Source organism: Synechococcus sp. PCC 6716 (assembly GCF_022570815.1).
Lineage (GTDB): Bacteria > Cyanobacteriota > Cyanobacteriia > Thermosynechococcales > Thermosynechococcaceae > Thermosynechococcus > Thermosynechococcus lividus.
The window spans coordinates 556479-581370 of the sequence record NZ_JAKLTU010000001.1 but is presented as its reverse complement, the minus strand read 5'-3'; the positions used below and the strand labels follow the sequence as shown (position 1 = coordinate 581370).

The window sequence follows — 24892 nt, the reverse complement described above, 5'->3', positions numbered from 1 at the left end:
TCTTCCGATCTAATGGATTGGCATTGATGTGTGTAAGCGGTGGCTAGATGTACATCTACGCCCCCAGAAGCAGAGTTTTCGCGTGAGCAACACCGCGAGTGGGATTCGCGAACTTCTGACTCACCTGTGTCCGCCTGAGGCGGTCGCTCGGGTGATTCTAGAATCCACTGGCGGCTATGAGCGGTCAGCGGCGTTGGTGCTGTCCACGCTAGCCTATCCCGTGGTCGTGATTAATGCTCGGCAAGCGCGAAACGTTGCCAAAGCTGCCAATCAACTGGCTAAAACCGATCCGGTCGATGCCGCGATTTTAGCCTGGTTTGGCGAAGCGATGAAACCACCGATTCGCTCATTGGCCAGCGAAGCGGACGCAGAACTTCAGGACTTGGTCACCCGCAGGCGGCAACTGGTAGACATCCTGACTGCTGAACAAAACCGCTTGTCAGGCTTACGCGGAACAGCCCAAGCAGATATAGCAGCTCACATTGCATGGCTCAAAGACCGCATTCAGCAACTAGACGAGCAGATCGCCACCCAAATCCATCCATGTCAGCCCTGGCAGGCAAAACAGACGCGGCTGATGACGGTTCCAGAGGTGGGCAAGGTCGTCGCCGCGACCTTGTTAGCCCTGTTGCCAGACCTGGGACAGTTGTCCACTCGAAAAATCAGTACGCTGGTGGGCGTTGCCCCATTCAACCGAGATAGTGGGCAGAAGCAAGGCAAACGCGCTATCTTTGGTGGTCGTGCTGCTGTGCGTCAACTGTTGTACATGGCAGCTTTGGTGGCGGTGCGCCATAATCCAGTGATTCGCGTCTTCTATCACCGCTTATTAGCGAAGGGCAAGGCTACCAAAGTAGCGTTAGTGGCTTGTATGCATAAGCTATTAACAATTCTCAATGCCATGCTCAAACATGGTACGGACTGGCAGCCGTTCAACTCAGATGGGAGTCAATCGGCTGTTCCAGCATCATAATTTGCTTGACTTTTAAGATAATCGCTTCTCCCTAGGGAGAAGGGTTGGGGATGAGGGAATTCATAGCCACACTCAGCAACACCCCACTAGAACACCGAGAATGTCCCCAAATTGGCTACAATGGGTTCTTGTTCACTAGAGCCTTGCAATCTTATGGCAGAAGAAATTTTTAACACCGCAGTCATTTCCTTCACCCTTGTTCTTGTCGGCCTAGGGGCGGGCTACCTGCTACTGCGCCTAACCCCCGACGATTAGCTGTTCTAGACGGGAAGCCCCGCGCTGTACGTGCTAGGGTCAGCGTCGGGATGAGAGTCGCGTGAGCCGTAGGCGAACAATTTGATTGATGACATGGCAAACCTATCTAACCGTGTTATTATGGTCGTATTACTGCGATAAAGGTTCATGTTAAGAGCGTCAAGGTTAGACTCTATTCCACGATTGAACAGCAGACGCATCTAGCTCAGGCGTTTGGTTGCGCGCGATGGGTTTGGAATCAGTCCCTTGCAACACTCTCTCAGACCTACAACGAGACAGGGAAAGGTCTTTCTGCTTACGACATGAAAAAGCAGATTCCGCTCTGGAAGTTGGAGCACCCGTGGCTCAAGGAATGCTACTCGCAATGCCTCCAGTCCGCGGTGCTGAATTTGTCTCAGGCGTTCATTAACTTTTTTGATGGCCGAGCCAAGTATCCGAAGTTCAAGACTCGCCACGGTCGGCAGTCTCTCCAGTATCCTGCAAACGTCAAACTGCTCAGCGCTTCAGAGATTAAGTTCTCCGGAAAGCTTGGCGTTGTTAATGATAGATGACGAAGTTGAACAGCCAAAAGCAAGCAGTGAAGGTAAAGCCATTGGGATTGACTTAGGGTTAATTGATTTCGCTGTCACTTCAGACGGTTCAAAGTATCGCAATCCCAAGCACCTTGCTAAGCATGAGCGCAAACTGAAACGGAAGCAGCGCAAGCTATCTAGGAAGAAGGGTGAACTGAACCCCGCCCTAGAAGGGCGAGGCTTCTACCCCGGTTAGGGGCTTAATTCCGGGTTCCCCAGTAAAAGACGAACCGCCTCTTGCAGGATATTCCATGCAGCGGTCACGTCGCGAACATGCTGCCTGCCGCACGATGGGCACCTCCACTCTCGGTCACTGAGCGTCAAATTGTCGTTCAGTGACCCGCAATCCCAGCAAAGCTTGGTGGACGGGAACCAGCGCTCAATGAATTGAACGGCAGCTCCGTACCACTTGCCCTTATAGGTGGTGTAGACGTGCAGCGCTCGGATAGCAGCATCCGAAACAGACTTGGCTAGGCAGTGATTCCTCAATATGCCTTGAATATTCAGCGTTTCCAGCCCCACCAGTTGGTTTTCCTGGGTGAGTTGGTAACTGATTTTGTGGGCTAGGTCAGCCCGCTTAAAGGCCACCCGCTCATAGGCGATGGCCAGCTTTTTCTTTACCTTCCGCCAGTTGTTACTCCCCTTTTGCTTAGCCGCCAAAACCTGTTGTAACCGCGAAATCCGTGCCTCCGCCTTGCGAAAGTAGCGGGGTGCCGTGACCTGGTACTTGACGAACCCTTTCTGGTTGACGCCAACTACTAAGTCCTTCAGGCCGCTATCAACCCCCACCCTGTCTAGGGCGGGGTCAATCACCGGGTCGGGGACGTTCACCACACAGGAGAACGAGGCCCAGTACTTCCCGGACGGACTGCGCGAAATCACGATGTAGTTGACCTTATAGGGATAGCACTGTTTGTCGTGCTGCCCCACGGGCCTGTGCCACACCACCTTGATGCCGCTGGCCAGTTTCGGAATGTGGAGCTTTCCCGCTTCGTCTACAAACCAGTTCTGGGGCACCTCAAAGCTGTTTTTAAGGTGCTTCTTTTTGAACACCGGAAACCCGCCAAGCCCTTTGCCCCATCGAGCAATAGCCGAGGCCAGATTATCTACGGCGCTTTGGAGTGACTGTGAATTGGGGTATTTCAGCCACTCAAATTGCCGCTTCAAGTCGGGCAGCATCACCTTGTACTGATTCTTATTGAACTGGCGCGTTTCCTTGAACAGCGCCAACATCCGGTTGTAGACAAACCGCACACAGCCAAAGTGGTGAGCAAAGCATTGCTCCTGTTCCTGATTCGGGTAGATGCGAAATTTGTAGGCTTTGTTAATCAGCATGACTGTAGTGCGTCCGTCCTAAAAACTATACTATAGGTGTGCAGTTACCGGCAATATGCAGGGCAAGGGTTTAACCGCTATGAGGCAAGATGGTGTACAGGTCAAGTCAACGCGCCACGCCAAGTATCAATCAGGGCACCACTTTGTCTGGATACCCTTTAAGCGGCGCAAAATCTTTTGGGATGAGGCGATCATTGAGGCCACGAAGCGGTATATCCGAGAGGCGGCGGCGAACAATGACATTGAGATTGAGGCCATCGAGATTGACCGCACCCTGATAGACCACGTTCACGTTTTTGCATCATTCCCGCCCAGAATGTCAGCGTCTCAAGTCGTGAACATCCTGAAAGGCTACAGTTCACGGCATCTTAGGATGGAGGTTCCCTGGCTGAAGCAGCTCTACCAAAAAGATCCGCTTTGGGCCAGGTCGTTTTATTGGGGATCTGTGGCAATGTGTCGGCTCAAACCGTTAAGCGCTATATCGAGGAGTGCCAGGGTTGATCAACTCTGCCGCTTTGCAGCGGCGCGGGAACCATTCTGTATCCCCGACCTGAAGGAAGGGGGTTTATCTGGTTCCCGTGCCCTCCATTTTCTATAAAACCACCGGCAAGTGGAACAAAGCCAGAATACTGCTTGCTAGGGTGCATTCTAAGGTTTCACGGACGCGAGAAGATTTTCCCCACAAGCTATCCCGCAAGATAGTGAACGAGAACCAAGTGATCGTGGTCGAAAATCTAGCTGTGAAAAACATGGTGAAGAACCATAGCCTAGCCAAGTCCATCAGTGATGCTGGCTGGGGGATGTTTTGCACCATGCTCAAGTACAAAGCGGAGGCAGAAGGCAACATCTATTTGGAAGTAGGGCGCTTTTTCCCAAGTTCTCACCTTTGCTCAGAGAGTCTGCTGCCCCTACCCAAAATGGATTTAAGCGTCAGGGTGTTTGACTGCCCTCACTGTGGGCAGAAGCATGACCGGGACGTGAATGCTGCCATCAACATCAGGAATAAAGGCTTGCGGATTTTGGCATTGGGAACCAGTGCTGCTGCCCTTGGAGGCAATGTAAGACCAAAGCGGTATGGGCGAACGTCCACTACGGCAGAGGCGGTTGCCTGTGAAAAGGGAAGCCCACGCTCTATCTGAAGGATGAGCGTTGGGTAGTTCACTTCCTTGCAAGGGTCATACGAGTGATGGTTCATGCGACCAAGGGACGTCTCCTGCCACAGTCAGTTGCCTAGGAACCAAATAGCAGTAGCCATAGGGGTAATAGTGGCACTAACACCAGCAGACTCACCATGATCAGACTCGCGGCAAACGGGCGGTCTAAACGATAGACATCTGCCAGCACAAGGGTCATAAAGGCAGGCGGCATACCCGCTTGCAAGACGATCCCTAAACGAGGTAAACCATTAACCCCTACAAGGGTCAGCCCTATCCCTAACAGTAGGGGCACCAGAAACATCTTGATACTTAAACAGGGAATAATACGCCGCCAGTCCATGTGTAGGTTTGTTTCCCCAAGGCACATTCCCATATAGACCAGTCCCGCCAAAACCATGAGCCACGCCACGGCCCGCAGTCCTTGATGGGCGATCGCCAGTAAGGGATACTCCCGTAGCGCCAACCCCAACCCCACACACCAAAGCGTTGGATTGCGGCCAATATGCCAAAGCAGCTTCGGCACAGACACATACGTTTGACCAAAGCTAGCGGCCAAGCCAATACCGGCGCTGTAGGAAATTAGCAAAGAACCCAGCAGATCGTAAAATAAAGCCCAACTAAAATGACTGCTCCCCAGTAGTTGCCATGTAATTGGATAACCAATAAAACCGGTATTACCGACCATCGTTGCCAACAGAAAACTACCTGCCCCTTGGCGAGTGTGGCAGGGGTGCCACCGTAACCATAGCCACGCCACACCAACACCTAGACCCATCCCTGCCCATGCCATTAAGGGAGCCAAGCTACTACTTCCGGTCAAGGGGGTTGTGAGAATGAAACTTAAGGCAGAGAGGGGAGCACCCACCCAAAACAACCCTTGAGCCAACCAACCTGTTGTTGTAGCAGGCATAAACCGCACACCAATGTAGCCCACCCCCATGCAGAAGAAAATCAAGCCATAGAGTTGGGCAAGGGTAGGTAACAAGACTGAATCGACTATAGCCTAAAGGTCGCGCTACAATTAAAGAATAACTATAATACCAAATTTAAAATGACCGGTTCTGCCGAGCGGCCTGTTAATTCCTTAGATGCCCATGGTTTTCTGAACCGCTACGCCCCCGCAATTATTAACCAAAAGAAAGCGGCGGAACTGATCAAGGAGTATGCTACTGGTCGTCGTGACTTTCGCCGCTACGATCTACGGGGGGTGACCCTCGAGGATGTCAACCTTTCAGGGATTGATCTGAGCGGAGCAGATTTATCTACTGCTAGCTTGACTAATGTTGACCTGAGTGATGCAAAACTTATTGAAGCAAAATTGATTAATGCTGAGCTAACAAATGTCCAATTGCGGCAAGCCAACCTCAGCCGTGCCAGTTTCAGAGGGGCAACCCTAACCCATACCTCCCTATTAACCGCCACCCTGCGAGGTACGGTGCTGCCGAATGGTCACACCTCAGGGTAAGCCTCTAGGCAAGGCTCCACAAACCAACTTTAAGCAAGGTTTTTTGCTAGAAGTGTCTTGCGCAGATGCATCCAACTGGAACTTGGAACGAAGTGTGTGGTACGCATCAAGAATATACTGAAACCCGTCATAGGGAACTAGCCGCAAAAGGAGTTGCCCTAGGGGCGATCGGGGGCTAAACTAGTAGCAACTGTTACCTTAAATCTACGGACGCCGACCTACCATGAGTGCTAAGCCCGTTGTGATTGCGCCCTCAATTCTATCTGCTGACTTTAGCCGTTTGGGCGAAGAAATTGAAGCCGTCGATCGCGCGGGTGCCGACTGGATTCATGTGGATGTCATGGACGGTCGCTTTGTTCCGAATATTACAATTGGGCCGTTAATTGTCGAAGCAATTCGCCCCCTCACCCAGAAGCCCCTCGATGTGCACCTGATGATTGTTGAGCCGGAAAAATATGTGGCTGACTTTGCCAAGGCCGGTGCCGACATTATCTCTGTGCACGCAGAGCACAACGCTTCGCCCCACTTGCACCGCACCCTGTGTCAAATTCGTGAATTAGGTAAGCAAGCTGGGGTGGTTCTCAATCCCTCTAGCCCGCTAGACCTCATTGAGTATGTCCTTGAGGTGTGCGATCTCATCTTGATTATGAGTGTGAACCCAGGGTTTGGCGGCCAGAAGTTTATTCCAGCCGTTCTGCCAAAAATTCAACGGTTGCGGCAAATGTGTGAAGACCGGGGCTTAGATCCATGGATTGAGGTCGATGGCGGTCTGAAGGTTGATAATACGTGGCAGGTGCTAGAGGCGGGAGCCAATGCCATTGTGGCTGGTTCGGCTGTGTTTAATGCTCCAGATTATGCGGCGGCGATCGCCGGCATTCGCAATAGCAAACGTCCTAGTCTTGAAAATATTCCGGTGCTGCACTAACGGCGCACTACAGGAGTTGATCCTAAATTAAATTAAAACCGTGAAGGAGGCGTTAAATATCTTGCCCTACGTGTTTCGGTGGGGCAATCGTGGAATCTAAACCATGCTCATCGGCGAGTTTGAACATTTTACCGAGCTACTGGTCAACTACACAGATGATCTGATTTGTCTGCACGAACCCAATGGCTGCTATCTTTACGTCACGCCCTCCAGTGAACGGCTCTTGGGGTATCGTCCCGATGAGCTCGTCGGCCAAAGTCCCTACCGGTTTTTTCATCCCGATGATGTTGAGCGCATTCGCAGTGGTGCCCATGCCTTGGCGTTGCAAGGGACAACGGATCTGGTTGAGACCTACCGGATGCGCAAAAAAAATGGCTCCTACATCTGGCTTGAAACCCTCACTCATCCCATCTGCAATGAACAGGGAACACCCCTATTTTTGGTGACCACCTCCCGAGATGTGAGCCGCCGCAAGCAACTGGAACTGCAACTGCAAAGGAATCAGGAACTCCTTGAAACCTTTTTTCAGCAATCCCTCGAAGCCTGCTTTTTTATGATGCTGGATCAGCCCGTGCGCTGGGATGACACGGTGGACAAGGAGGCCATCCTTGAGTACGTCTTTGACCATCAACGCATTACGAAGGTGAATGCTGCTCTGGCTCAGCAACACCGCTGCTCTGAAGATCAACTGATTGGCTTGACCCCCCGTGACTGCTTTGGCCACGATCTGGAACTGGGAAGACGCCTGTGGCGTGCCTTGTTTGATTTGGGGAGCTTCCACACTGAACTGGAGCTATTTCGTCAGGATGGCTCATCCTTTTGGATTGAGGGGAATTACGTTTGTCTGTACAACGAACAACGCGAAATTACCGGTCATTTTGCGGTGCAGCGGGACATTAGCGATCGCGTCCGGATACAGGCAGAACTGGCCCAAAAAACAGCAGAGCTAGAGTATTTCTTTAGTTCGTCGCTGGGGCTATTTATGATTGCTGATACCGAGGGACGATTGCGGCGAGTCAATCACCACTGGTACACGCATCTGGGCTATGGCTTGAATACACTGCTGGGAGCTAGTTTTGAGCAGTTTATTCACCCCGCGGATCGCCCAAGGCACCGTGCTGTCGTGGCACAACTGTTGCAGGGAGAGTCTGTTTCTAAGCATCTTATTCGCTTGCGTACCGAGCAGGGGGAATATCGCTGGTATGAATGGGAAGGGGTATTGGGGCAACATCGCCTCTATGCTGCGGCGCGGGATGTGACGGAGGAACGCCAGTTTAACGATCGCCTGCAAGCGGCCTATGACCAACTCACCGATATTCTCGAAAGTATGTCGGATTACTTTTTTGAGGTGGATCACGACTTCCGCATCATCTACGTCAATGGTCGCTTTTGCCGTCTGCTGGCCAAGTCAGCGTCAGAGATTCTGGGGCAGTCTCTGTGGCAGGTGTGTCCCGATTGCCTGAATACACTTGTTGAAGAGCACTATCGCACTGCTGTGCGCCAGCAAACCCCCGTGCAGTTTGAGGCCTTCTACAGCAGTCTGAACCAGTGGCATATGGTGCGCGCCTTTCCTACCCGTCGGGGTCTGGCCGTCTTTCTTCAAGATATTACAACCCAAGTGACCTCCAGCCTCTCGCTACAACGGCGACAAACCCAAGCCGAGCTATTGCACCGCCTCACCCTGAAAATCCGCCAATCCCTTGATTTAGACACTGTACTCACGACTGCTCTGGCCGAAATCCGCGAATTACTGCGCATTGACCGCACGCTGATCTTTCAGTTTCACGCTGATGGCAGTGGCACCGTGGTGGCCGAATCGGTAGCCAAGCCAGAGTTTTCTTTGCACAACTGCGCCTTTCACGATCCCTGTTTTCACAAGAGCCACGCCCAGGCGTATCTAGAGGGACGTGTACTGGCGATCGCCGACATCGATACCGCCACCCTCACCCCCTGTCACCATGAATTCCTGAAAAGTCTCTCAGTACAGGCCAATTTAGTAGTGCCCATTATTCAGGAAGAGACCCTTTGGGGGCTGCTGCTGTGCCACCATTGCTCGGAGACCCGCCCTTGGGCACTTGATGAAATAGAACTGGTTCGGCAGTTGGGGGAACAGTTGGGGTTGGGGATCCATCGTGCTGAACTGGTGAGCGCCCTGCACCAGGAAAAAGATCGCTACCGCCGGGTGCTAGAGGCACAAACCGAACTCCTCTACCGCTGTACGCCGGAGGGGCGGCTCACCTTTGCCAATCCTGCGTTTTTCCGCTACTTGGCTCGATTTGATCTGAGCTGTGATTTGGGGGATGTGCTCCGCCACCCATTTGCTCCAGAGACTCAGCAGCGCTTTGAACACCACCTTGGTGCACTCACACCCGATCAGCCCATCAGTACCCTTGAGTGTGCTGTCAACCACACGGATGGTGGGGTGGAATGGTTTGAGTGGACAACTCGGGCGTTTTTTGATAGCCATGGGCGGTGCTTAGAGTATCAGTGCGTCGGTCGAGATATTAGTCGCCGTAAGTTAATGGAGGAGCAGTTGATTCATGATGCCCTCCACGATAGCCTTACGGGACTCCCGAACCGCGCCCTACTCAACGATCGCCTATTGCACTGCTGTCGCCAGTACCAACGCCATCGCGATCGCCCCTTTGCAGTCATTTTCATCGACGTGGATCGCTTCAAGCGGGTGAACGATAGCCTAGGGCATGCGGCGGGTGATCAGGTTCTTATCACCCTTGCCCAGCGCATGCAAGCCGTCGTGCCGCAAGAGAATACCCTAGCACACCTAAGTGGCGACGAGTTTGTGGTGCTCTGCGAAGACCTTGACCCTGACCAAATGCACACCCAAGTGAACGAGCAGGTGCTGGCTCTGGAGCGGGTGATCCAAGAACCGTTGGTGATTGATGGCCATGTCCTGAGCCTCAGCGCCAGTATTGGTGTAGCGTTTAGCGATCGCGCCGATGCCTCCGCGGCCATGCTGCTGCGGGATGCCGATATCGCCATGTACCACGCCAAAAAACAGGGGCTAGGTCAATACCGGGTCTTTGCGCCGGAAATGCATCTGCAAGCCCAAAGCTGCTTTACCCTTGAAAGTCAACTCCAACAGGCGATCGCCAACAGTGAACTGCAGGTCTATTTCCAGCCCATTGTGCACCTAGACACCGGCAAAATTATTGGGCTGGAAGCCCTCAGTCGTTGGTTTGATCCCGAAAAAGGCGAAATTCCAGCGGCAGAATTCATCACCTTAGCGGAGCAAGCGGGGTTAATTGTCAGCCTTGGTCGTCAGGTACTCGAGCGCGCCATCACTGAATTTAGCCAGTGGCAGCAGGCAGACCCGCGGCGCCATGCACTCACCCTAGGGGTCAATCTTTCGCCGCAGCAACTGGTGGATCCTGAATTTGTTAAGGATATTACCCATGCCTTGAGCAAGGCGAACTTAGCACCGCAACAGTTGCACCTAGAAATTACCGAAACTACAATGATCCGCAATTTAGAAGCAACCCTAGCGGTGGCAGAGCAACTCCAACAGTTAGGGGTCGCTCTCACCATTGATGACTTTGGCACCGGTTACTCATCCCTGAGTCGGCTGCACCAGTTGCCTATTTACGCCCTGAAAATTGACCGCTCCTTTGTCGTGAACCTTGGGCACACCGCCGCTGCTGCCAACATCATTGGCGCAGTCATCGCCTTAGGGAAAAGCCTCAACCTAAAGGTCATTGCCGAAGGGGTGGAAACCCCCGCCCAAGCCGAACAACTGCTGGCTCTGGGGTGCTGCTGTGCTCAAGGCTACGCCTTCTACCCCCCTATGCCCTTAGGTGACATCCCCCAAATTTGATCCCCTCTTGCTATTGGGGTGCACAATTGGCCAGTTTGATGAGTTCCAACACAATGGCATCAAGGCCATTGCGCAGCTGAGGGGTTGGGGTTCCGGCTTGATTGAGGACAATGCTAAAGGCTAAGGGCGGATGATGGGGAGGGGCGGCATAACCTGCCAAGGCCACCACCCCCCGCAGGGTGCCGGTTTTTGCCCAGACTCGTCCTTGGGCAGCGGTACCCTGAAAGCGATTGCGTAGGGTGCCCGACGTTGCGGCTAGGGGGAGCGATCGCCACCAGAGGGGATAATCTGGCCTGCGATAGACCCCTTGCAAAAGGGTCGTTAAGGCGCGCGGGGTCAGCCAGTTTTGGCGCGAGAGCCCGGAGCCATCCACTAAAACCACAGTGCCAAGCCCCTGTTGGTCCAGATACTGTTGGCGATACCCAGAACGCGCCTGCTCAAGGGCAACGTAAAGCATCTCGGCATAGAAATTATCGCTATCTTGGTTGATGGGGACAATAAGCTCGCCGATAGGAGGTGAGCCATGGCGCAGCAATACCTCTGGCAGATGATCCGTGGCCTCAATGAGGGTGGTGCCCTCAACGGTGATGCCTGCCGCCTGAAGTGCCTGTTCAATTTGCCCTTGGATGTAGGAGGCGGGCTGGGGCAAGGGCACACGAATATCGCCCGCGGCGCTGCCCACATGCAGTTGACCGCGAATCGTGATCTGGCGATCGCCCACCTCCGCCTCAAGGAACTCCGCTTCACTGGTGGGGACGGTGCGGGTTTGGTTCACAAGCTGCCACGAGCGGGCGGCAGCAGGTTGCCGCCATACCAAGGTCAGGGGCTGCCCTAACTGCTGGGGCAGGGCATCGATCTCAAGGGCGTTTTGATTCACACTCAAGCGGGTGACCGCTGCTGCGTCGCCCATCTTCAGGTCTTCCAGCGCCCACGTTGGCTCAATCCATGTCTTCTGTGCTCCGGCAATTTCTAGAGTTTGAATGCGTTGCACCCCCTGCTGCGCTAAGGTACGGGCAATTTGCTGTAGGTCTTGGTCACTGAGGCTGGGGTCAAAGCCCCCTTGAACCCGCAACCGCTCAAGCTGGGGCGATCGCCCCGTGGCACTGATCACTGTTTCTAGGCGATAATTTGCGCCCCAATAGGCAAGAGCCGCCGCAGTCGTTGTCAGTTTGACGTTCGAGGCCACTAAAAACAGCTTGTCCGCTTGGTGGCTGTAGAGCACTGCCCCTGTCCCCAACACTTGCACCGCAATCCCCCACTGCCCGGGTTGCCACTGGGGCTGCTGCAGATGGCGCTCAATGGCAGTCCCTAACTCGGCAGGACAGATCGCCCTCGCCAGAGCGGGAGACCCTAGCCCCAGGGCGATCGCGGCAATTAGCCCCCTAGCAAGATACCGGTGCAATGGACACCACGGTATGGGAGCGCACATCCTTGACATAGACGCGATCGCAGCGTTGGGTTTCAACACCACTGGTGGGTTGGTAGCCTGCTTTCTCGTAAAGGTGCACTGCTGTGGTCATCACAGAGGCGGTTTYAATCCAAATGGTGCGATACCCCGCCCCTAGAATGGCCTGCTCGATATGGTGCAGCAAAAATGTGCCTAACCCCTGACCCCGTACCCGTGGATGCAGATACATTTTGCGAATTTCCACCGCCGCCTCCCCGCGCTCAATAGGGTAAAAGGCAATGGTGCCCACAATCTCCTGAGCCTGCTCCACAACCCAAAACTGCCCCCCACGACGCTGGTAGTAGTCTTCAACATGTATGACATCACAGTCCGCACCCTCCGGCTGCCAAGTGAGGCCAAATTCTGTGAGGACGCTTTGGATTAATTGAATCACCGCGGGGCGATCGTCCGACTGCCAGTGCCGCACCCCGCACCCATTCCCATACTGGAGAAAAAACGGACTCAAGGAACGCTGCCTCCCGCTCAATGTTGAAAGTTTAACGATTCACCACCAAGCTCGCAAGTTGGTTTTGCTACAGTTTTACCCCCATCCCGCCAAAAACCAACCTAGTATAGATAGAGATAAGCTGCCTTGAAGGAACTGGGGATGCAAGACTTTGCGGTAGTTATTGTCGGTGGTGGCCTAGCCGGCTGTCGAGCTGCACTGGAAATCTGCCGCCTTGCCCCACATACACCCATTGCCCTTGTGGCTAAAACCCATCCCATCCGCTCCCACTCCGTTGCTGCCCAAGGCGGAATTGCCGCCACCCTCAAAAACGTCGATGATCAAGACTCTTGGGAGAGCCATGCCTTTGATACCGTCAAAGGATCCGATTTTTTAGCGGATCAAGATGCTGTCGCCATCCTAGCCCAAGATGCCCCCGATGTGGTGATTGACCTAGAACACTTGGGGGTGCTCTTTTCACGGCTGCCGGATGGTCGCATTGCCCAGCGCCCCTTTGGGGGCCACAGCCATCAACGCACCTGCTATGCCGCTGACAAAACTGGCCACGCCATTCTCCACGAGTTGTACTGCAACCTGCTGAAGTATAACGTCACCTTTTTTAGCGAGTGGTATGTGCTGCAGCTCATTGTTGAAGATCAGCAGGCCAAGGGGGTGGTGGCCTACCACATTGAAACGGGTCGGCTTGAGGTGCTGCGCGCCAAGGCTATCCTCTTTGCCACCGGCGGCTATGGGCGAGTCTTCAATACCACCTCCAATGACTTTGCCTCAACGGGGGATGGCCTAGCCATGACCGCACGGGCGGGGCTGCCCCTCGAAGATATGGAATTTGTGCAGTTTCATCCCACCGGCTTGTATCCCGCAGGGGTGCTCATTTCCGAAGCTGTGCGCGGCGAAGGCGCCTACCTGATCAATGCGGCGGGAGAGCGTTTTATGGCGCACTATGCCCCTAGCCGCATGGAGCTTGCCCCCCGGGACATTACCTCCCGTGCCATTGCTACTGAAATCCGCCTAGGCCGCGGCATTCACCCCGATGGCACTGCAGGTGGCCCGTTTGTCTATCTAGACCTGCGCCATATGGGACGAGACACGATCATGAGCCGCATTCCCTTCTGCTGGGAGGAAGCCCACCGCCTAGCAGGGGTTGATGCAGTGGTGGAGCCAATTCCCGTGCGTCCCACCGTGCACTATTCCATGGGGGGAATTCCCGTTACCCTCAGGGGGCAAGTGCGAGCCAATGCTGCCACCACTGTCACCGGATTTTATGCAGCGGGGGAATGTGCCTGTGTCTCGGTGCATGGTGCTAACCGCTTGGGCAGTAACTCCTTACTGGAATGCGTGGTTTATGGGCGGCGTACCGGTGCCGCCATCGCCACAGATTTAGCCCATCTCGCTTGGCCAGACCTCAACCCCCAGCCCTATCGTCAGGCAGCCGAACAACACCTTGAGCAACTGTTTGCTCAGCAAGGAGACTTGCGCATTGCCCACCTCCGGCAGCAGGTGCAAGACTGCATGACCAACTATTGCGGTGTGTTCCGAACAGCAGAATTGATGCAACAAGGCTTGCAAGAATTACAGACATTAAAATCTCGCTATCAGCAGATCCGTTTAGGAGATCACAGCCGGTATTGGAACACCGAACTCCTTGAAGCCCTAGAACTGGCGAACCTGCTGGTGGTTGCCGAGGTTATTTTAGCGGGTGCCTTAGCCCGCCAAGAAAGCCGCGGTGCCCACTTCCGCGAGGACTATCCCCAACGAGATGACACTAACTTTCTGTGCCACACGTTGGCTTTCTATCGCCCGGACGCTGTTGCCATTGATTACTTCCCCGTTACGATGACGCTGTTTGCCCCCCAAGAACGGACCTACTAAGGACGTTAGCGATAGGTATGAGTTCGGAACGCCGCCCCCTGACTCCCGCGCTGAAGCGTGTTGTTGTTGGCATTGGCTTTTTTTTATTGACGATGGCTGTGGCGGTAATCGGGTATGTCAGCTTTGGCTGGAACTGGCTGGATGCATTTTATATGTATGTGATCACCGTTTTTGGGGTAGGCTACGGTGAGGTGCGCCCCCTCATCACCCCAGAGCAGCGCATCTTTAACATGATTGTGATTGTGGCGGGCAGTGCCTCAGCTATCTATACTGTCGGTGCAATTCTGCAAATGTTTACTGAGGGTGAAATCAAGCGTCTCTTGGATGTGCACCGGGCGGCGCGGGACATTAGCAAGCTGAATCGCCATGTGATTGTTTGCGGGTTTGGTCGTATTGGTCAGGTGATGGCTCAGGAACTCACCCACGCTAAAACCCCCTTTGTGATTTTAGATGTGGATGAGCAACGCATTAGTCTGGCGGAGAAGCTGGGCTATTTGGCCTACCTTGGCAGCGCTACTGAAGAAGCGGCCTTGCGGGTGGTGGGCATTGACCGGGCGATCGCCCTTGCTACGGTGCTGCCCAACGATACGATGAATGTGTTTATTACCTTAACGGCACGGCATATTAACGCCGAGTTGCTGATTCTCTCGCGAGCCAATCTACCGGCAACGGAGGCAAAGCTACGCATGGCCGGTGCTGATCATGTGGTGCTACCCACTCGCATTGGTGCGACCCAAATGGCTAACCTCATTCGTCGCCCGCGGGGGATTGATTTCCTCGAACAAACTGGCGATCGCCAAGGACTGAACCAACTCTTAAACCAAATTGATGTCCAATTGGCCGAGCTAGACATTACCTCCGAGTATCCCTATGTGGGGTGGCGGCTAGCCAGTTTAGAGGTGCGCGGCCAAGGGGAGTTCATCATTATCGGTCTGCGTAAACGGAGCGGCCAGTTGTTTCCAGTACGCGCCAATCCCATCATGGAAGTGGGGGATACCCTAATTTTGCTAGGCCATTCCCATGACACTCCTAAACTGGTGCGCGAAGTTAGCTCCCGCGGGCAAGTACAGTATCGGGGGGCACGGGGTTAACGATGGCATCCCCGGAACTGCGCAATCACGTGATTATCTGTGGCTACGGCTTTCTTGGCCGCAGTTTGGCTGCCGACTTAACCAGTGCTGGGCTGCCGTTTATTGTCATTGATAACCAGCGGGAGCACGTCCGTCTGGCGCAACAGATGGGGCATCCCCTTTACCGTGGCGATGACTTGATGGATGAGAACGAGTTGCTAGCGGTAGGTATTGAGCAGGCGCAAACCTTAGTCGCGGTGCTTCCCGATGATGCCAGTAATGTGTTTATTACCCTCACGGCTCGCCGCCTCAACCATAAGCTGCAAATTTTAGCGCGGGGCGACTTACCAGCCACAGAATCAAAATTGCGCTTTGCAGGGGCAGATCACGTGATTTTGCCAGCAAGTATTAGTGCCCAGCGGATGGTGCAACTCATTACTCGACCCACGGTACTGGATTTTTTAGAGGCCAAGGAGGAGCGCAGTCATCTGATTGAACTGCTGACCCAACTGGATGTGCAAATTGAGCAATTTACCCTGCCCTTGGATTCGCCACTGGTGGGGCTGGCGATCGCCGACCTCGAAGGCCGTGGGCGGGGTCATTTTATTATTGTTGCCCTGCGCCGTGCCAACGGGGTGCTGGTTACCCATCCGCCCCTGACCGCTTTGCTAGAGCCTGCCGATACGATTATTGCCCTTGGTCACCTTGCGGAAATTCGACTCTTTTTCCAGCAGAATGCCTACCGCTACCAAATGCGCTATCGGGGGCGGGGGCTACCCTCTTAACCTTTTACGCCACTCGCTGCTGCGGAGGGAATGATATACCGTTGCAAAAGAAGAAACACGATGAAAACGGGCACCACCGAAATCACTGAGCCAGCGGCAATTAACCGCCAATCGAGGGAGAAGGTGCCTGCCAAGGTGGCCACGCCAATGGGTAATGTATAAAGCTCCGGCTGATCGAGAACAATCAGCGGCCACAGAAAATCGCTCCAAGCGCCAATAAAGACAAAAATAGCGAGGGTGACCAAGGCTGGGCGGACGGCGGGTAGCATCACAAACCACCACAATCCTAACTCCGAGCAGCCATCGAGCCGTGCTGCTTCTTCCAGTTCTTTGGGAACTCCCATAAAGGCCTGCCGCAGCAGAAAAATACCAAAGGCGGAGGCCAACCCCGGGAGAATAACCCCAAGGTAGGTATTGCGCAGCCCCAACTGCACCGCCAAAATATACAGCGGAATCATGACAATCTGAAACGGGATCATAATAGTGGCCAGCACCGCTGCAAAAATGACCCCCCGACCGCGAAACTGCAACCGCGCTAGAGGATAGGCCGCCAAGGCAGAGGTCAGCAGGTTGCAGGCAACCGTCAAACCAGCAACGAGGGTGCTGTTGAACAGGTACTGCCCAAAGGGATTCGTCTGCCACACCGTGACAAAGTTCTGCCACGTTGGTTCCCTAGGCAGCCATTGGGGAGGGAACGCAAAAATATCTTCATTGGCAGACTTAAAGGCCGTGCTCACAAGCCAGAATAGGGGCAACAGCATCCCAAGGGCTAAAAGTATTAGCAGCCCATAGGTCAATCCCAGTCGCAGCCACTGTTTCATCGCTGCGTCCACAAATTAGTAAACATCATCAGTAGGCCGCCAATGACGATGGCGATCGCCAGAGCACCCGCTAACCAATCCAGTGTTGTGGTTTCCATCGCTTGTTCGTTTGAACCTCTCTATTTAGCTTAATCCCCAGAAGGCTCGGCCTTGTACCTGTATATTGACTCTCTGCTGCCCTAAGGGCGATCGCAATGAACTTGCCATCGCCATGAACTAGCCCACCGCATCGGTAGGAGTTCCGCGACACCAAGTTAAATTAGCCTAAAGATTTGCGGATTTTGCGTCAATTTGCCTATGGCAATTCTGAAACTGTCCCCTACAATAGAAATAGCGGAGACGCACGTTTCCGTTCACTCCTCACACCACACCCCGCCTGGACAGTTATTCGTTCGGGCGGCTTCCTTATAGCAGTGGGGCTTTTGCCTGCTTCTTTAGGGAATGCTGACTCCGGGCAAAAAGGTGTCCACATAAAACTGTATGAGATCAGCCCCGAAGAGGGCGGCAATGATAGCAGCTATGGCTAAAAAAGGACCAAAGGGAATGGGTTGACGGCGTTGAATCCAACCAAGGGCAATTCCCAGCCCGCCGACGCTGCCACCCAGTAGTGCGGCGATAAAGAAAGTGACCAGTAGCCCTTGCCAGCCCAACCATGCACCGATCATGGCAGCGAGCTTGCCATCACCTCCCCCCATGACTTCTTGGCCGAAGGCGATCGCCCCTCCCCAGCGAATCAGATCAAAAAGCCAAATGCCTAGCGCTGCGGCGATTATGCCATGACTAATGCTAACCAAGGCAGGCAGCCACCCCCCTGCAAGTAAGCCTTGCATGATCAGACCGGCAACCAGTCCCCACTGGGTGAGGGGATGGGGCAGCATCATTGTATCGAGATCAATGAATGCTAAGGCCAACAGCCAAGCGGTTAGTAGCCACATCTTTAGGGTTTGCCACTGCCAACCGCTGACGGCAAAGATGACCACAAATAGGAGGCCAACAAGCAGCTCAATCGCTGGATAGCGCCATGAAATTGGAGCATGGCAATAGCGACACTGCCCCCGCAACAGCAACCAACCTAGGATCGGTATATTGTCGTAGGCTCGCAGGGATGTCAGACAGGCAGGACAGCGGGAGGGCGGATACAGTAGCGATCGCCCGTTGGGCATCCGGTAAATCACTACATTCAGAAAACTGCCCACGGCAGTCCCCAGCAAAAAGATGAGGCTGTAGCTACTGAGGGTAAAGAGGGTAAGAGCAGTTATAGGCTGGCCACTTCTGGTAAGTGATGGTAAGGAATAAAGCACTCTTGGGGGAGAAGCACGGGTTGGGGAGTAAAGACAACATGACCACGCAGGGTTTGCCGATTTACCGCTACACCCGCAGGGGAGGGACTCACCCCATGCACTTGCTGATAGAGATTATAAATGGATTGGGCGGCAGCTAATAACGGTGTATCTAGGGTCTCAATGGTCGGCAGAACTTGCATTTGCCCCACTCCTCGGCAATCGAACGATAGATGAAGTATTGTTGCTGGTTTGGAACCATTCATCAGTTCTGTGGAAGCTGGCATCCTATGCAAAAGCCATCCAACGGGTGGGACAGTAATCGTTCTGCTCCTTTGGTGTTGCTATTTCCTTGAACCCCTTACCAGATGTTTCTGGCTATGCTAGAGTTAATTTATTGAGAATAACTATTAATAGAGACTGGCAAATATGACTCTTGCTGTAGTAGTTTCGCCGCAAGTGAGTGTTGAAGGCACGGTGCAAGAGGTGATCTATAAAAAGACACTTCCTAAAGTTCTTGTCTTGGAAACAGCCGGGCGACTCCTGTGGATTAAGCTGAAAAAGTCATTGCGTCAAGAACTTCATCCCTATCCTAGGGTGGGCGATCGCCTCCGTATCTATGGCGATCGTTGCTGTAAGGGGTCTGATACGGCGTACTACTGTAAGGCACATCATTTAGAATTTTTAGCAGTTAACCAACCATCAGAATCTCTTGCCACACCTCGGTGCAAAGTGCTCATTTGTCAGAAGTCGTCCTGTTGTCGGCGCGGGGCAAAACAACTGTGGCAAGAATTGCAGCAGGAGGCGATCGCGCAAGAGTTACCGATATGTTTAAAAGCTACTGGTTGCCTTGGCGAGTGTAAAAGAGGCCCTGCGGTTGTGGTTCTGCCACTGAAAAAACGAGTAACCCATGCTAACGCCGAGCAGATCAAAGCATTGGTGCAGCAGCAGGCAACCTCGAACGGCTAGGGATAAGCAACCAGCATAATCTCTTCTAGCAATCCTCAAGAAGTACTTAACAGCCAAGCGACAGGGGCTAATGTCAGAGCAACCTCCTTTGAATTTGTATCTCCCTTTGCTGTAAGCTTCTGAGGAGGAACGGCACAATTGGCAACTCTTAAGAGATGGTTACATACTGATGTATGAATATGCCGATTCCTTGCCCTGTGCAGGTAACACCCCAAAAGGGCGGCTGAAGGACTCAATAGCATGCCTGATACTTGGATGTGGCTACCAAGGCCAATAATCCGTGGATATGGCTGGCGCTTGGTACGAACACTCACGAAATGGTAGAGAAACATCCTGCATAACCGTATCAAGGAACACCCTTTGTAATACAAAAATTGCATAGAGTAAAAGCTCACAATTGAGCTAAATAACGCTCATCCTTTAAGGAGAACACGATAGCAACTATGCGACTCGATCAGTTGCAGTCTTTTTTGGCGGTTGCTGAAACTGGTAGCTTTCAGGCTGCGGCTCAGCGGTGTGGGGTCAGCCAACCCACCATTAGTCGGCAAATTCAAGCCCTAGAAGATAACTTAGGCATTCAGCTTCTCCATCGGTCTAGCCGAGCCAAGTTGACGGTGGCGGGGGATCTGTTTCTTCGGCGTGCCTACAGGATTTGGCAGGAGTGGCAGGCAGCCAGTGCTGAACTGAAGGCGATGCAGCACGGTCAGCAACATGAACTGTGTATTGCGGCTATTCACTCTATCTGTCGCCACTTTTTACCTACCTTGTTGCCAACGTTTCATCAGAGCTTTCCGCAGATGCAATTGCGGGTGACTGCCCTAGGGAGCGATCGCGCCCTCAAGGTGTTTCAGGATGGCTTGGTAGATCTGATCATTGTGATGGGCGATCGCCATCTCTTTAAGCAGTCGGAATGGGTGATTGAACCCCTCTACAGTGAACCTGTCGAGGTACTCATGGCGGCGCAGCATCCCCTCGCCTGTCACCCTGCGCTAACTTGGGAGACCCTAGCCCAGTATCCCCACGTCGTCTTTAAGGATGGGTATGGGATGCGCCGCTTAGTGGCAGAGGAGTTTGCCCGCCGCAATCTCCCTTGGCAACCAGCCCTAGAGCTAAATACCCCCGATGCCTTTATTGCTGTCATTCGCGAAAGTGACATGTTGGCACTATTGCCCCGATCGGCGCTAAAAGATGCCGTGAATGATGATACCTTGGTGATTCGTCACCTTGATGCTAAAGTGGCACCGCCCGACCGTCAAGTTTTGGCCATTACCACGCGCGATCGCCTGAACTTGCCTCCCATGGCCCAGTTGTTAACCCTCATTCGCCAGCAGGCTGCCCATGAGTCGCGTCTTTCGTAATCTGCTGAAGAAAGTAGGCAGTGGTGCCCATACCCACCAAGATTTGACCCGCGCCGAGGCGGCCATGGCGCTGAAACTGATGCTCGAGCAAACAGCAACCCCAGCGCAGATTGGTGCTTTTCTGATTGCCCATCGCATTAAGCGCCCCACCGCTGCCGAAATGGCCGGGATGCTAGATACCTACCAAGAGTTAGGCCCCAAGGTGGCTGCTATTGAGAGTGCCTCGCCAGTGATGATCCTGAGCCAGCCCTACGATGGGCGCGATCGCACCTTTCCCTTGAGTCCCTTAACCGCTCTTGTCTTAGCGAGTGCTGGTATTCCGGTGCTACAGCATGGGGGCGATCGTATGCCCACCAAGGAAGGCGTTCCCTTGATTGATCTTTGGCGCGCCCTAGGAGTGGACTGGTCACGGGCGCCCCTTGAGCAGGTGTCAATCTGTTTGGCAAAAGCGCATCTGGGGTTTGTTTACTTACCGCGTCACTTCCCTGCGGCTCAGGGACTTGTGCCCTACCGCGAGCAAATTGGCAAACGCCCACCCATTGCCACCCTTGAGTTAATCTGGAATCCTTACCAAGGGGCAAGCCATCTGGTGGCTGGCTTTGTCCATCCCCCCACCGAAACTATCATCCGCGATACCCTATATCTCCACGGGGTTCAAGAATTTACGACCGTTAAAGGGCTGGAGGGAAGTTGTGACTTACCCCGGGAGCGCACCGCGATTATTGGCTTAGGACGGCACCAGCCCGAGTCGTGGCAGCGATTACGCCTCCATCCCCAAGACTACGGAATGAATAGCAGCAATATACCTTGGACGACTCTCAGCGAGGCAGGTGAGGCCATGCAGCAGGTATTAACAGGTGAGCCACACCCCTTAACTGCTTCAGTCCTTTGGAATAGCGGGTTTTATCTGTGGCAAGGGGGAAAGGCAGCAACCTTAACAGAGGGGATGGCGCTCAGCCAAGACCTGCTGTGTAGTGGTACCGTTCGCCAGCACTGTCAACGACTGCAAGCTGTCGTAGAACAACTTTGATGTTGCTGTTCAGAAGAGAACATCGTCTGTCACAGGTGATGAAACGATAAGCACTTACACGTCCACCGTCTAAAGCGGCGGGATTGTCAACACGGAACTCATCATGGCTGTGTCAATAAGCTTTTATAGAAAATGGAGGGCACGGGAACCAGATAAACCCCCTTCCTTCAGGTCGGGGATACAGAATGGTTCCCGCGCCGCTGCAAAGCGGCAGAGTTGATCAACCCTGGCACTCCTCGATATAGCGCTTAACGGTTTGAGCCGACACATTGCCACAGGTTCCCCAATAAAACGACCTGGCCCAAAGCTGATCTTTTTGGTAGAGCTGCTTCAGCCAGGGAAACTCCATCCTAAGATGCCGTGAACTGTAGCCTTTCAGGATGTTCACGACTTGAGACGCTGACATTCTGGGCGGGAATGATGCAAAAACGTGAACGTGGTCTATCAGGGTGCGGTCAATCTCGATGGCCTCAATCTCAATGTCATTGTTCGCCGCCGCCTCTCGGATATACCGCTTCGTGGCCTCAATGATCGCCTCATCCCGAAAGATTTTGCGCCGCTTAAAGGGTATCCAGACAAAGTGGTGCCCTGATTGATACTTGGCGTGGCGCGTTGACTTGACCTGTATACCATCTTGCCTCATAGCGGTTAAACCCTTGCCCTGCATATTGCCGGTAACTGCATACCTATAGTATAGTTTTTAGGACGGACGCACTACAGTCATGCTGATTAACAAAGCCTACAAATTTCGCATCTACCCGAATCAGGAACAGGAGCAATGCTTTGCTCACCACTTTGGCTGTGTGCGGTTTGTCTACAACCGGATGTTGGCGCTGTTCAAGGAAACGCGCCAGTTCAATAAGAATCAGTACAAGGTGATGCTGCCCGACTTGAAGCGGCAATTTGCGTGGCTGAAATACCCCAATTCACAGTCACTCCAAAGCGCCGTAGATAATCTGGCCTCGGCTATTGCTCGATGGGGCAAAGGGCTTGGCGGGTTTCCGGTGTTCAAAACGAAGCACCTTAAAAACAGCTTTGAGGTGCCCCAGAACTGGTTTGTAGACGAAGCGGGAAAGCTCCACATTCCGAAACTGGCCAGCGGCATCAAGGTGGTGTGGCACAGGCCCGTGGGGCAGCACGACAAACAGTGCTATCCCTATAAGGTCAACTACATCGTGATTTCGCGCAGTCCGTCCGGGAAGTACTGGGTCTCGTTCTCCTGTGTGGTGAACGTCCCCGACCCGGTGATCGACCCCGCCCTAGACAGGGTGGGGGTTGATAGCGGCCTGAAGGACTTAGTAGTTGGCGTCAACCAGAAAGGGTTCGTCAAGTACCAGGTCACGGCACCCCGCTACTTTCGCAAGGCGGAGGCACGGATTTCGCGGTTACAACAGGTTTTGGCGGCTAAGCAAAAAGGGAGTAACAACTGGCAGAAGGTAAAGAAAAAGCTGGCCATCGCCTATGAGCGGGTGGCCTTTAAGCGGGCTGACCTAGCCCACAAAATCAGTTACCAACTCACCCAGGAAAACCAACTGGTGGGGCTGGAAACGCTGAATATTCAAGGCATGTTGAGGAATCACTGCCTGGCCAAGTCTGTTTCGGATGCTGCTATCCGAGCGCTGCACGTTTACACCACCTATAAGGGCAAGTGGTACGGAGCTGCCGTTCAATTCATTGAGCGCTGGTTCCCGTCCACCAAGCTTTGCTGGGATTGCGGGTCACTGAACGACAATTTGACGCTCAGTGACCGAGAGTGGAGGTGCCCATCGTGCGGCAGGCAGCATGTTCGCGACGTGACCGCTGCATGGAATATCCTGCAAGAGGCGGTTCGTCTTTTACCGGGGAACCCGGAATTAAGCCCCTAACCGGGGTAGAAGCCTCGCCCTTCTAGGGCGGGGTTCAGTTCACGAAACCCCATGCGTCCCACTAAATTCATCGCGATCCCGACTGAGCATCCGGGCAATGACTGGGTTAACCACTAGGCAGCAGAAGTCTTCAGTGGTTCCTGTGGTCGGTTCCCGTACTGCTTGAAGGGCAGCAATCCCATCTAAGGAGCAGTTCAAGACACTAATCAACGATGGAACGAGAGATATGATAAAAGAGTTTTTGAAGGGCGCGTTGTGCCAACGAAGGGCACTAATGAGGAGGAGACGTTGATGGGGCACCTACGCTTCAATATGCTGCAGCAAGTAACAACACCGTTGGCGATCGCTGGCATACTCACCCTGACCCCGCTGATAGCTCGCCCCACAATGGCTCAAATGGCTCCTATCACGCCAACGACCTACAACTTTGGCGTCAATCCCCTTGCTGACTATATCTTAGGTGCTGGTGATATTCTGTTTGTGGAAGTAGTCAACCTCCCCTCGAGTGTGACGACCCAAAAACAGTTTACGGTTAACCTTGACGGCTCTGTTGTATTACCCCTAGCGGGACGGCTGGTGGTGGAGGGACTCACGGTGCCACAAGCGGAGCAGGTGATCCTCAATGCGTATAGTAAAGTCATGCGTTTTCCAGCAGTAACCGTGTCTTTGCAAACGCCCCGACCCATGAAAATTCTTGTGGCGGGTGAGGTGACCCGACCGGGCAGTTATATTGTGCCGTTTACCGGGGTATCCGTGTCTGCTGGCGCGGGTTCAGGCGACACCTTGGGTTTGTCTGGGGGGTTGACATGGCCACGCCTGAGCCGTGCTCTCACACAAGCAGGGGGGATTACCCAAGATGCGGATATTCGCAATATTGAGGTACGCCGCCAACTGGGAAACGGTCAAACAGCCGTCACCAAAATTAATCTTTGGGAATTAATCCAATCTGGCGATGCCACCCAAGATATTACGCTGCGCAGTGATGATGTGATTGTGATTCCCAAGGCGACCACGGTGAATGCGGCTGAAGCGGTGCGAGTCGCCTCCGCCACCTTTTCCCCCCAAGTAATCAATGTCCAGGTGGTGGGAGAGGTGCTCAAGCCTGGGTTAGTGCAGGTACCTGCCAATGCTACCCTGACCCAAGGGATTGGTGCCGCTGGTGGGTTTAACGTTCAGCGAGCCAACACCTCCCGCATCACCCTCGTGCGTCTGAATCGGGATGGAACAGTGAGCCGTCGTCGGATTCCCTTTAGTATGGCAGCGCAGCCTAGCGCGAATAGCAATCCGGTCTTGCAGCAGGGAGATGTGATTGTGGTGGAGCGATCGGGCTTGACCCAGCTTGGGGATGCAGTGGGGAATGCTTTGCGGCCTCTAGGGGCGTTGGGAACGTTAGGCATTATCATCAATCTATTGGAGTAGTA

At 53.6% G+C, this 24892-nt stretch carries 26 protein-coding genes; 17 read left to right on the top strand and 9 right to left on the bottom strand.

Features of this window, described 5'->3' with window-relative positions; genetic code table 11:
- The first annotated feature begins 16 nt into the window (after positions 1-16).
- The 4 genes from L5220_RS02845 to L5220_RS02830 all read left to right on the top strand — a co-directional run bounded on the left by L5220_RS02845 (position 17) and on the right by L5220_RS02830 (position 1993).
- Entirely contained in the window at positions 17-970 is a 954-nt protein-coding gene (locus L5220_RS02845) for an IS110 family RNA-guided transposase (protein ID WP_499571462.1), read from the top strand.
- Positions 971-1123: 153 nt separating this feature from the next.
- Entirely contained in the window at positions 1124-1225 is a 102-nt protein-coding gene (gene petM, locus L5220_RS02840) for a cytochrome b6-f complex subunit PetM (RefSeq protein ID WP_099799527.1), read from the top strand.
- Positions 1226-1353: 128 nt separating this feature from the next.
- The gene (locus L5220_RS02835; RefSeq protein WP_499571460.1) at positions 1354-1776 is read left to right on the top strand and encodes an RNA-guided endonuclease InsQ/TnpB family protein; all 423 of its coding nucleotides are present in this window, start codon (positions 1354-1356) and stop codon (positions 1774-1776) included.
- The gene (locus tag L5220_RS02830) at positions 1766-1993 is read left to right on the top strand and encodes a transposase (protein WP_499571431.1); all 228 of its coding nucleotides are present in this window, start codon (positions 1766-1768) and stop codon (positions 1991-1993) included. Before L5220_RS02835 ends, L5220_RS02830 begins: the two co-directional genes overlap by 11 nt.
- Here the strand turns inward: L5220_RS02830 and L5220_RS02825 are convergent.
- Entirely contained in the window at positions 1990-3132 is a 1143-nt protein-coding gene (locus tag L5220_RS02825) for an RNA-guided endonuclease InsQ/TnpB family protein (protein ID WP_499571429.1), read from the bottom strand. The genes L5220_RS02830 and L5220_RS02825 overlap by 4 nt on opposite strands.
- 79 nt (positions 3133-3211) lie before the next feature.
- Between L5220_RS02825 and tnpA (L5220_RS02820) the strand changes: the two genes are divergently transcribed.
- Complete coding sequence (gene tnpA, locus L5220_RS02820; RefSeq protein ID WP_499571427.1) at positions 3212-3730, top strand: IS200/IS605 family transposase; 519 nt, start codon at positions 3212-3214, stop codon at positions 3728-3730.
- The gene (locus L5220_RS02815; RefSeq protein WP_499571425.1) at positions 3711-4271 is read left to right on the top strand and encodes an RNA-guided endonuclease InsQ/TnpB family protein; all 561 of its coding nucleotides are present in this window, start codon (positions 3711-3713) and stop codon (positions 4269-4271) included. The genes tnpA (L5220_RS02820) and L5220_RS02815 overlap by 20 nt, the downstream gene beginning before the upstream one ends.
- A 91-nt stretch (positions 4272-4362) precedes the next feature.
- Here the strand turns inward: L5220_RS02815 and L5220_RS02810 are convergent, their stop codons facing one another.
- Positions 4363-5274 (bottom strand): AEC family transporter, encoded by a 912-nt coding sequence (locus L5220_RS02810; protein WP_499571423.1) that lies wholly within the window; start codon positions 5272-5274, stop codon positions 4363-4365.
- A gap of 66 nt (positions 5275-5340) precedes the next feature.
- Here L5220_RS02810 and L5220_RS02805 point away from each other — a divergent pair, with 66 nt between their 5' ends.
- From L5220_RS02805 to secC, 3 genes are all read left to right on the top strand, one after another.
- Positions 5341-5754, top strand: a complete 414-nt coding sequence (locus tag L5220_RS02805) for a pentapeptide repeat-containing protein (protein ID WP_499571421.1) — start codon at positions 5341-5343, stop codon at positions 5752-5754.
- Positions 5755-5977: 223 nt separating this feature from the next.
- Positions 5978-6679 carry a ribulose-phosphate 3-epimerase gene (gene rpe / locus L5220_RS02800; protein ID WP_448514440.1) on the top strand — a complete coding sequence of 234 codons (702 nt, stop codon included), beginning with the start codon at positions 5978-5980 and terminating at the stop codon, positions 6677-6679.
- Between the two features lie 103 nt (positions 6680-6782).
- Positions 6783-10511, top strand: coding sequence for a diguanylate cyclase/phosphodiesterase SesC (gene secC / locus L5220_RS02795; RefSeq protein WP_499571418.1), 3729 nt, complete (start codon positions 6783-6785; stop codon positions 10509-10511).
- A gap of 10 nt (positions 10512-10521) precedes the next feature.
- Here the strand turns inward: secC and dacB are convergent, their stop codons facing one another.
- Entirely contained in the window at positions 10522-11913 is a 1392-nt protein-coding gene (gene dacB, locus L5220_RS02790; protein ID WP_499571416.1) for a D-alanyl-D-alanine carboxypeptidase/D-alanyl-D-alanine endopeptidase, read from the bottom strand.
- The gene (locus L5220_RS02785) at positions 11894-12424 is read right to left on the bottom strand and encodes a GNAT family N-acetyltransferase (RefSeq protein ID WP_499571414.1); all 531 of its coding nucleotides are present in this window, start codon (positions 12422-12424) and stop codon (positions 11894-11896) included. Before L5220_RS02785 ends, dacB begins: the two co-directional genes overlap by 20 nt.
- A gap of 141 nt (positions 12425-12565) precedes the next feature.
- On the opposite strand from L5220_RS02785, the gene L5220_RS02780 reads away from it, so the two are divergent.
- From L5220_RS02780 to L5220_RS02770, 3 genes are read left to right on the top strand one after another with little or no spacing between them, the layout of a single operon-like run.
- On the top strand, positions 12566-14293 hold the full coding sequence (locus L5220_RS02780) for a succinate dehydrogenase/fumarate reductase flavoprotein subunit (RefSeq protein ID WP_499571412.1): 1728 nt from the start codon (positions 12566-12568) through the stop codon (positions 14291-14293).
- A 17-nt stretch (positions 14294-14310) separates the two neighbouring features.
- Positions 14311-15384, top strand: coding sequence for a potassium channel family protein (locus tag L5220_RS02775; RefSeq protein WP_499571410.1), 1074 nt, complete (start codon positions 14311-14313; stop codon positions 15382-15384).
- A gap of 2 nt (positions 15385-15386) precedes the next feature.
- Entirely contained in the window at positions 15387-16148 is a 762-nt protein-coding gene (locus L5220_RS02770) for a potassium channel family protein (protein ID WP_499571408.1), read from the top strand.
- Here L5220_RS02770 and L5220_RS02765 read toward each other — a convergent pair.
- The 3 genes from L5220_RS02765 to L5220_RS02755 form a co-directional block, all read right to left on the bottom strand.
- Entirely contained in the window at positions 16145-16969 is an 825-nt protein-coding gene (locus tag L5220_RS02765) for a carbohydrate ABC transporter permease (RefSeq protein ID WP_448527116.1), read from the bottom strand. The two genes, L5220_RS02770 and L5220_RS02765, sit on opposite strands and share 4 nt — an antisense overlap.
- A gap of 434 nt (positions 16970-17403) precedes the next feature.
- The gene (locus L5220_RS02760) at positions 17404-18228 is read right to left on the bottom strand and encodes a prepilin peptidase (RefSeq protein WP_499571458.1); all 825 of its coding nucleotides are present in this window, start codon (positions 18226-18228) and stop codon (positions 17404-17406) included.
- Entirely contained in the window at positions 18225-18452 is a 228-nt protein-coding gene (locus L5220_RS02755; protein WP_448525138.1) for a hypothetical protein, read from the bottom strand. Before L5220_RS02755 ends, L5220_RS02760 begins: the two co-directional genes overlap by 4 nt.
- Before the next feature lie 226 nt (positions 18453-18678).
- On the opposite strand from L5220_RS02755, the gene L5220_RS02750 reads away from it, so the two are divergent.
- From L5220_RS02750 to L5220_RS02740, 3 genes are all read left to right on the top strand, one after another.
- The gene (locus tag L5220_RS02750) at positions 18679-19218 is read left to right on the top strand and encodes a (2Fe-2S) ferredoxin domain-containing protein (RefSeq protein ID WP_499571407.1); all 540 of its coding nucleotides are present in this window, start codon (positions 18679-18681) and stop codon (positions 19216-19218) included.
- A 443-nt stretch (positions 19219-19661) separates the two neighbouring features.
- The gene (locus L5220_RS02745) at positions 19662-20576 is read left to right on the top strand and encodes a LysR family transcriptional regulator (RefSeq protein ID WP_499571405.1); all 915 of its coding nucleotides are present in this window, start codon (positions 19662-19664) and stop codon (positions 20574-20576) included.
- Positions 20557-21606 carry an anthranilate phosphoribosyltransferase family protein gene (locus tag L5220_RS02740; RefSeq protein ID WP_499571403.1) on the top strand — a complete coding sequence of 350 codons (1050 nt, stop codon included), beginning with the start codon at positions 20557-20559 and terminating at the stop codon, positions 21604-21606. Before L5220_RS02745 ends, L5220_RS02740 begins: the two co-directional genes overlap by 20 nt.
- Positions 21607-21826: 220 nt before the next feature.
- On the opposite strand, the gene tnpA (L5220_RS02735) is transcribed toward L5220_RS02740, so the two are convergent.
- Positions 21827-22249, bottom strand: coding sequence for an IS200/IS605 family transposase (gene tnpA, locus L5220_RS02735; RefSeq protein ID WP_499571401.1), 423 nt, complete (start codon positions 22247-22249; stop codon positions 21827-21829).
- A 79-nt stretch (positions 22250-22328) separates the two neighbouring features.
- Between tnpA (L5220_RS02735) and L5220_RS02730 the strand changes: the two genes are divergently transcribed.
- Positions 22329-23471 (top strand): RNA-guided endonuclease InsQ/TnpB family protein, encoded by a 1143-nt coding sequence (locus tag L5220_RS02730; RefSeq protein WP_499571399.1) that lies wholly within the window; start codon positions 22329-22331, stop codon positions 23469-23471.
- 39 nt (positions 23472-23510) lie between these two features.
- Here L5220_RS02730 and L5220_RS02725 read toward each other — a convergent pair whose 3' ends face one another.
- The gene (locus tag L5220_RS02725) at positions 23511-23669 is read right to left on the bottom strand and encodes a hypothetical protein (protein ID WP_499571397.1); all 159 of its coding nucleotides are present in this window, start codon (positions 23667-23669) and stop codon (positions 23511-23513) included.
- Between the two features lie 93 nt (positions 23670-23762).
- On the opposite strand from L5220_RS02725, the gene L5220_RS02720 reads away from it, so the two are divergent.
- Positions 23763-24890, top strand: coding sequence for an SLBB domain-containing protein (locus L5220_RS02720; RefSeq protein WP_499571395.1), 1128 nt, complete (start codon positions 23763-23765; stop codon positions 24888-24890).
- Positions 24891-24892 lie beyond the last annotated feature (2 nt).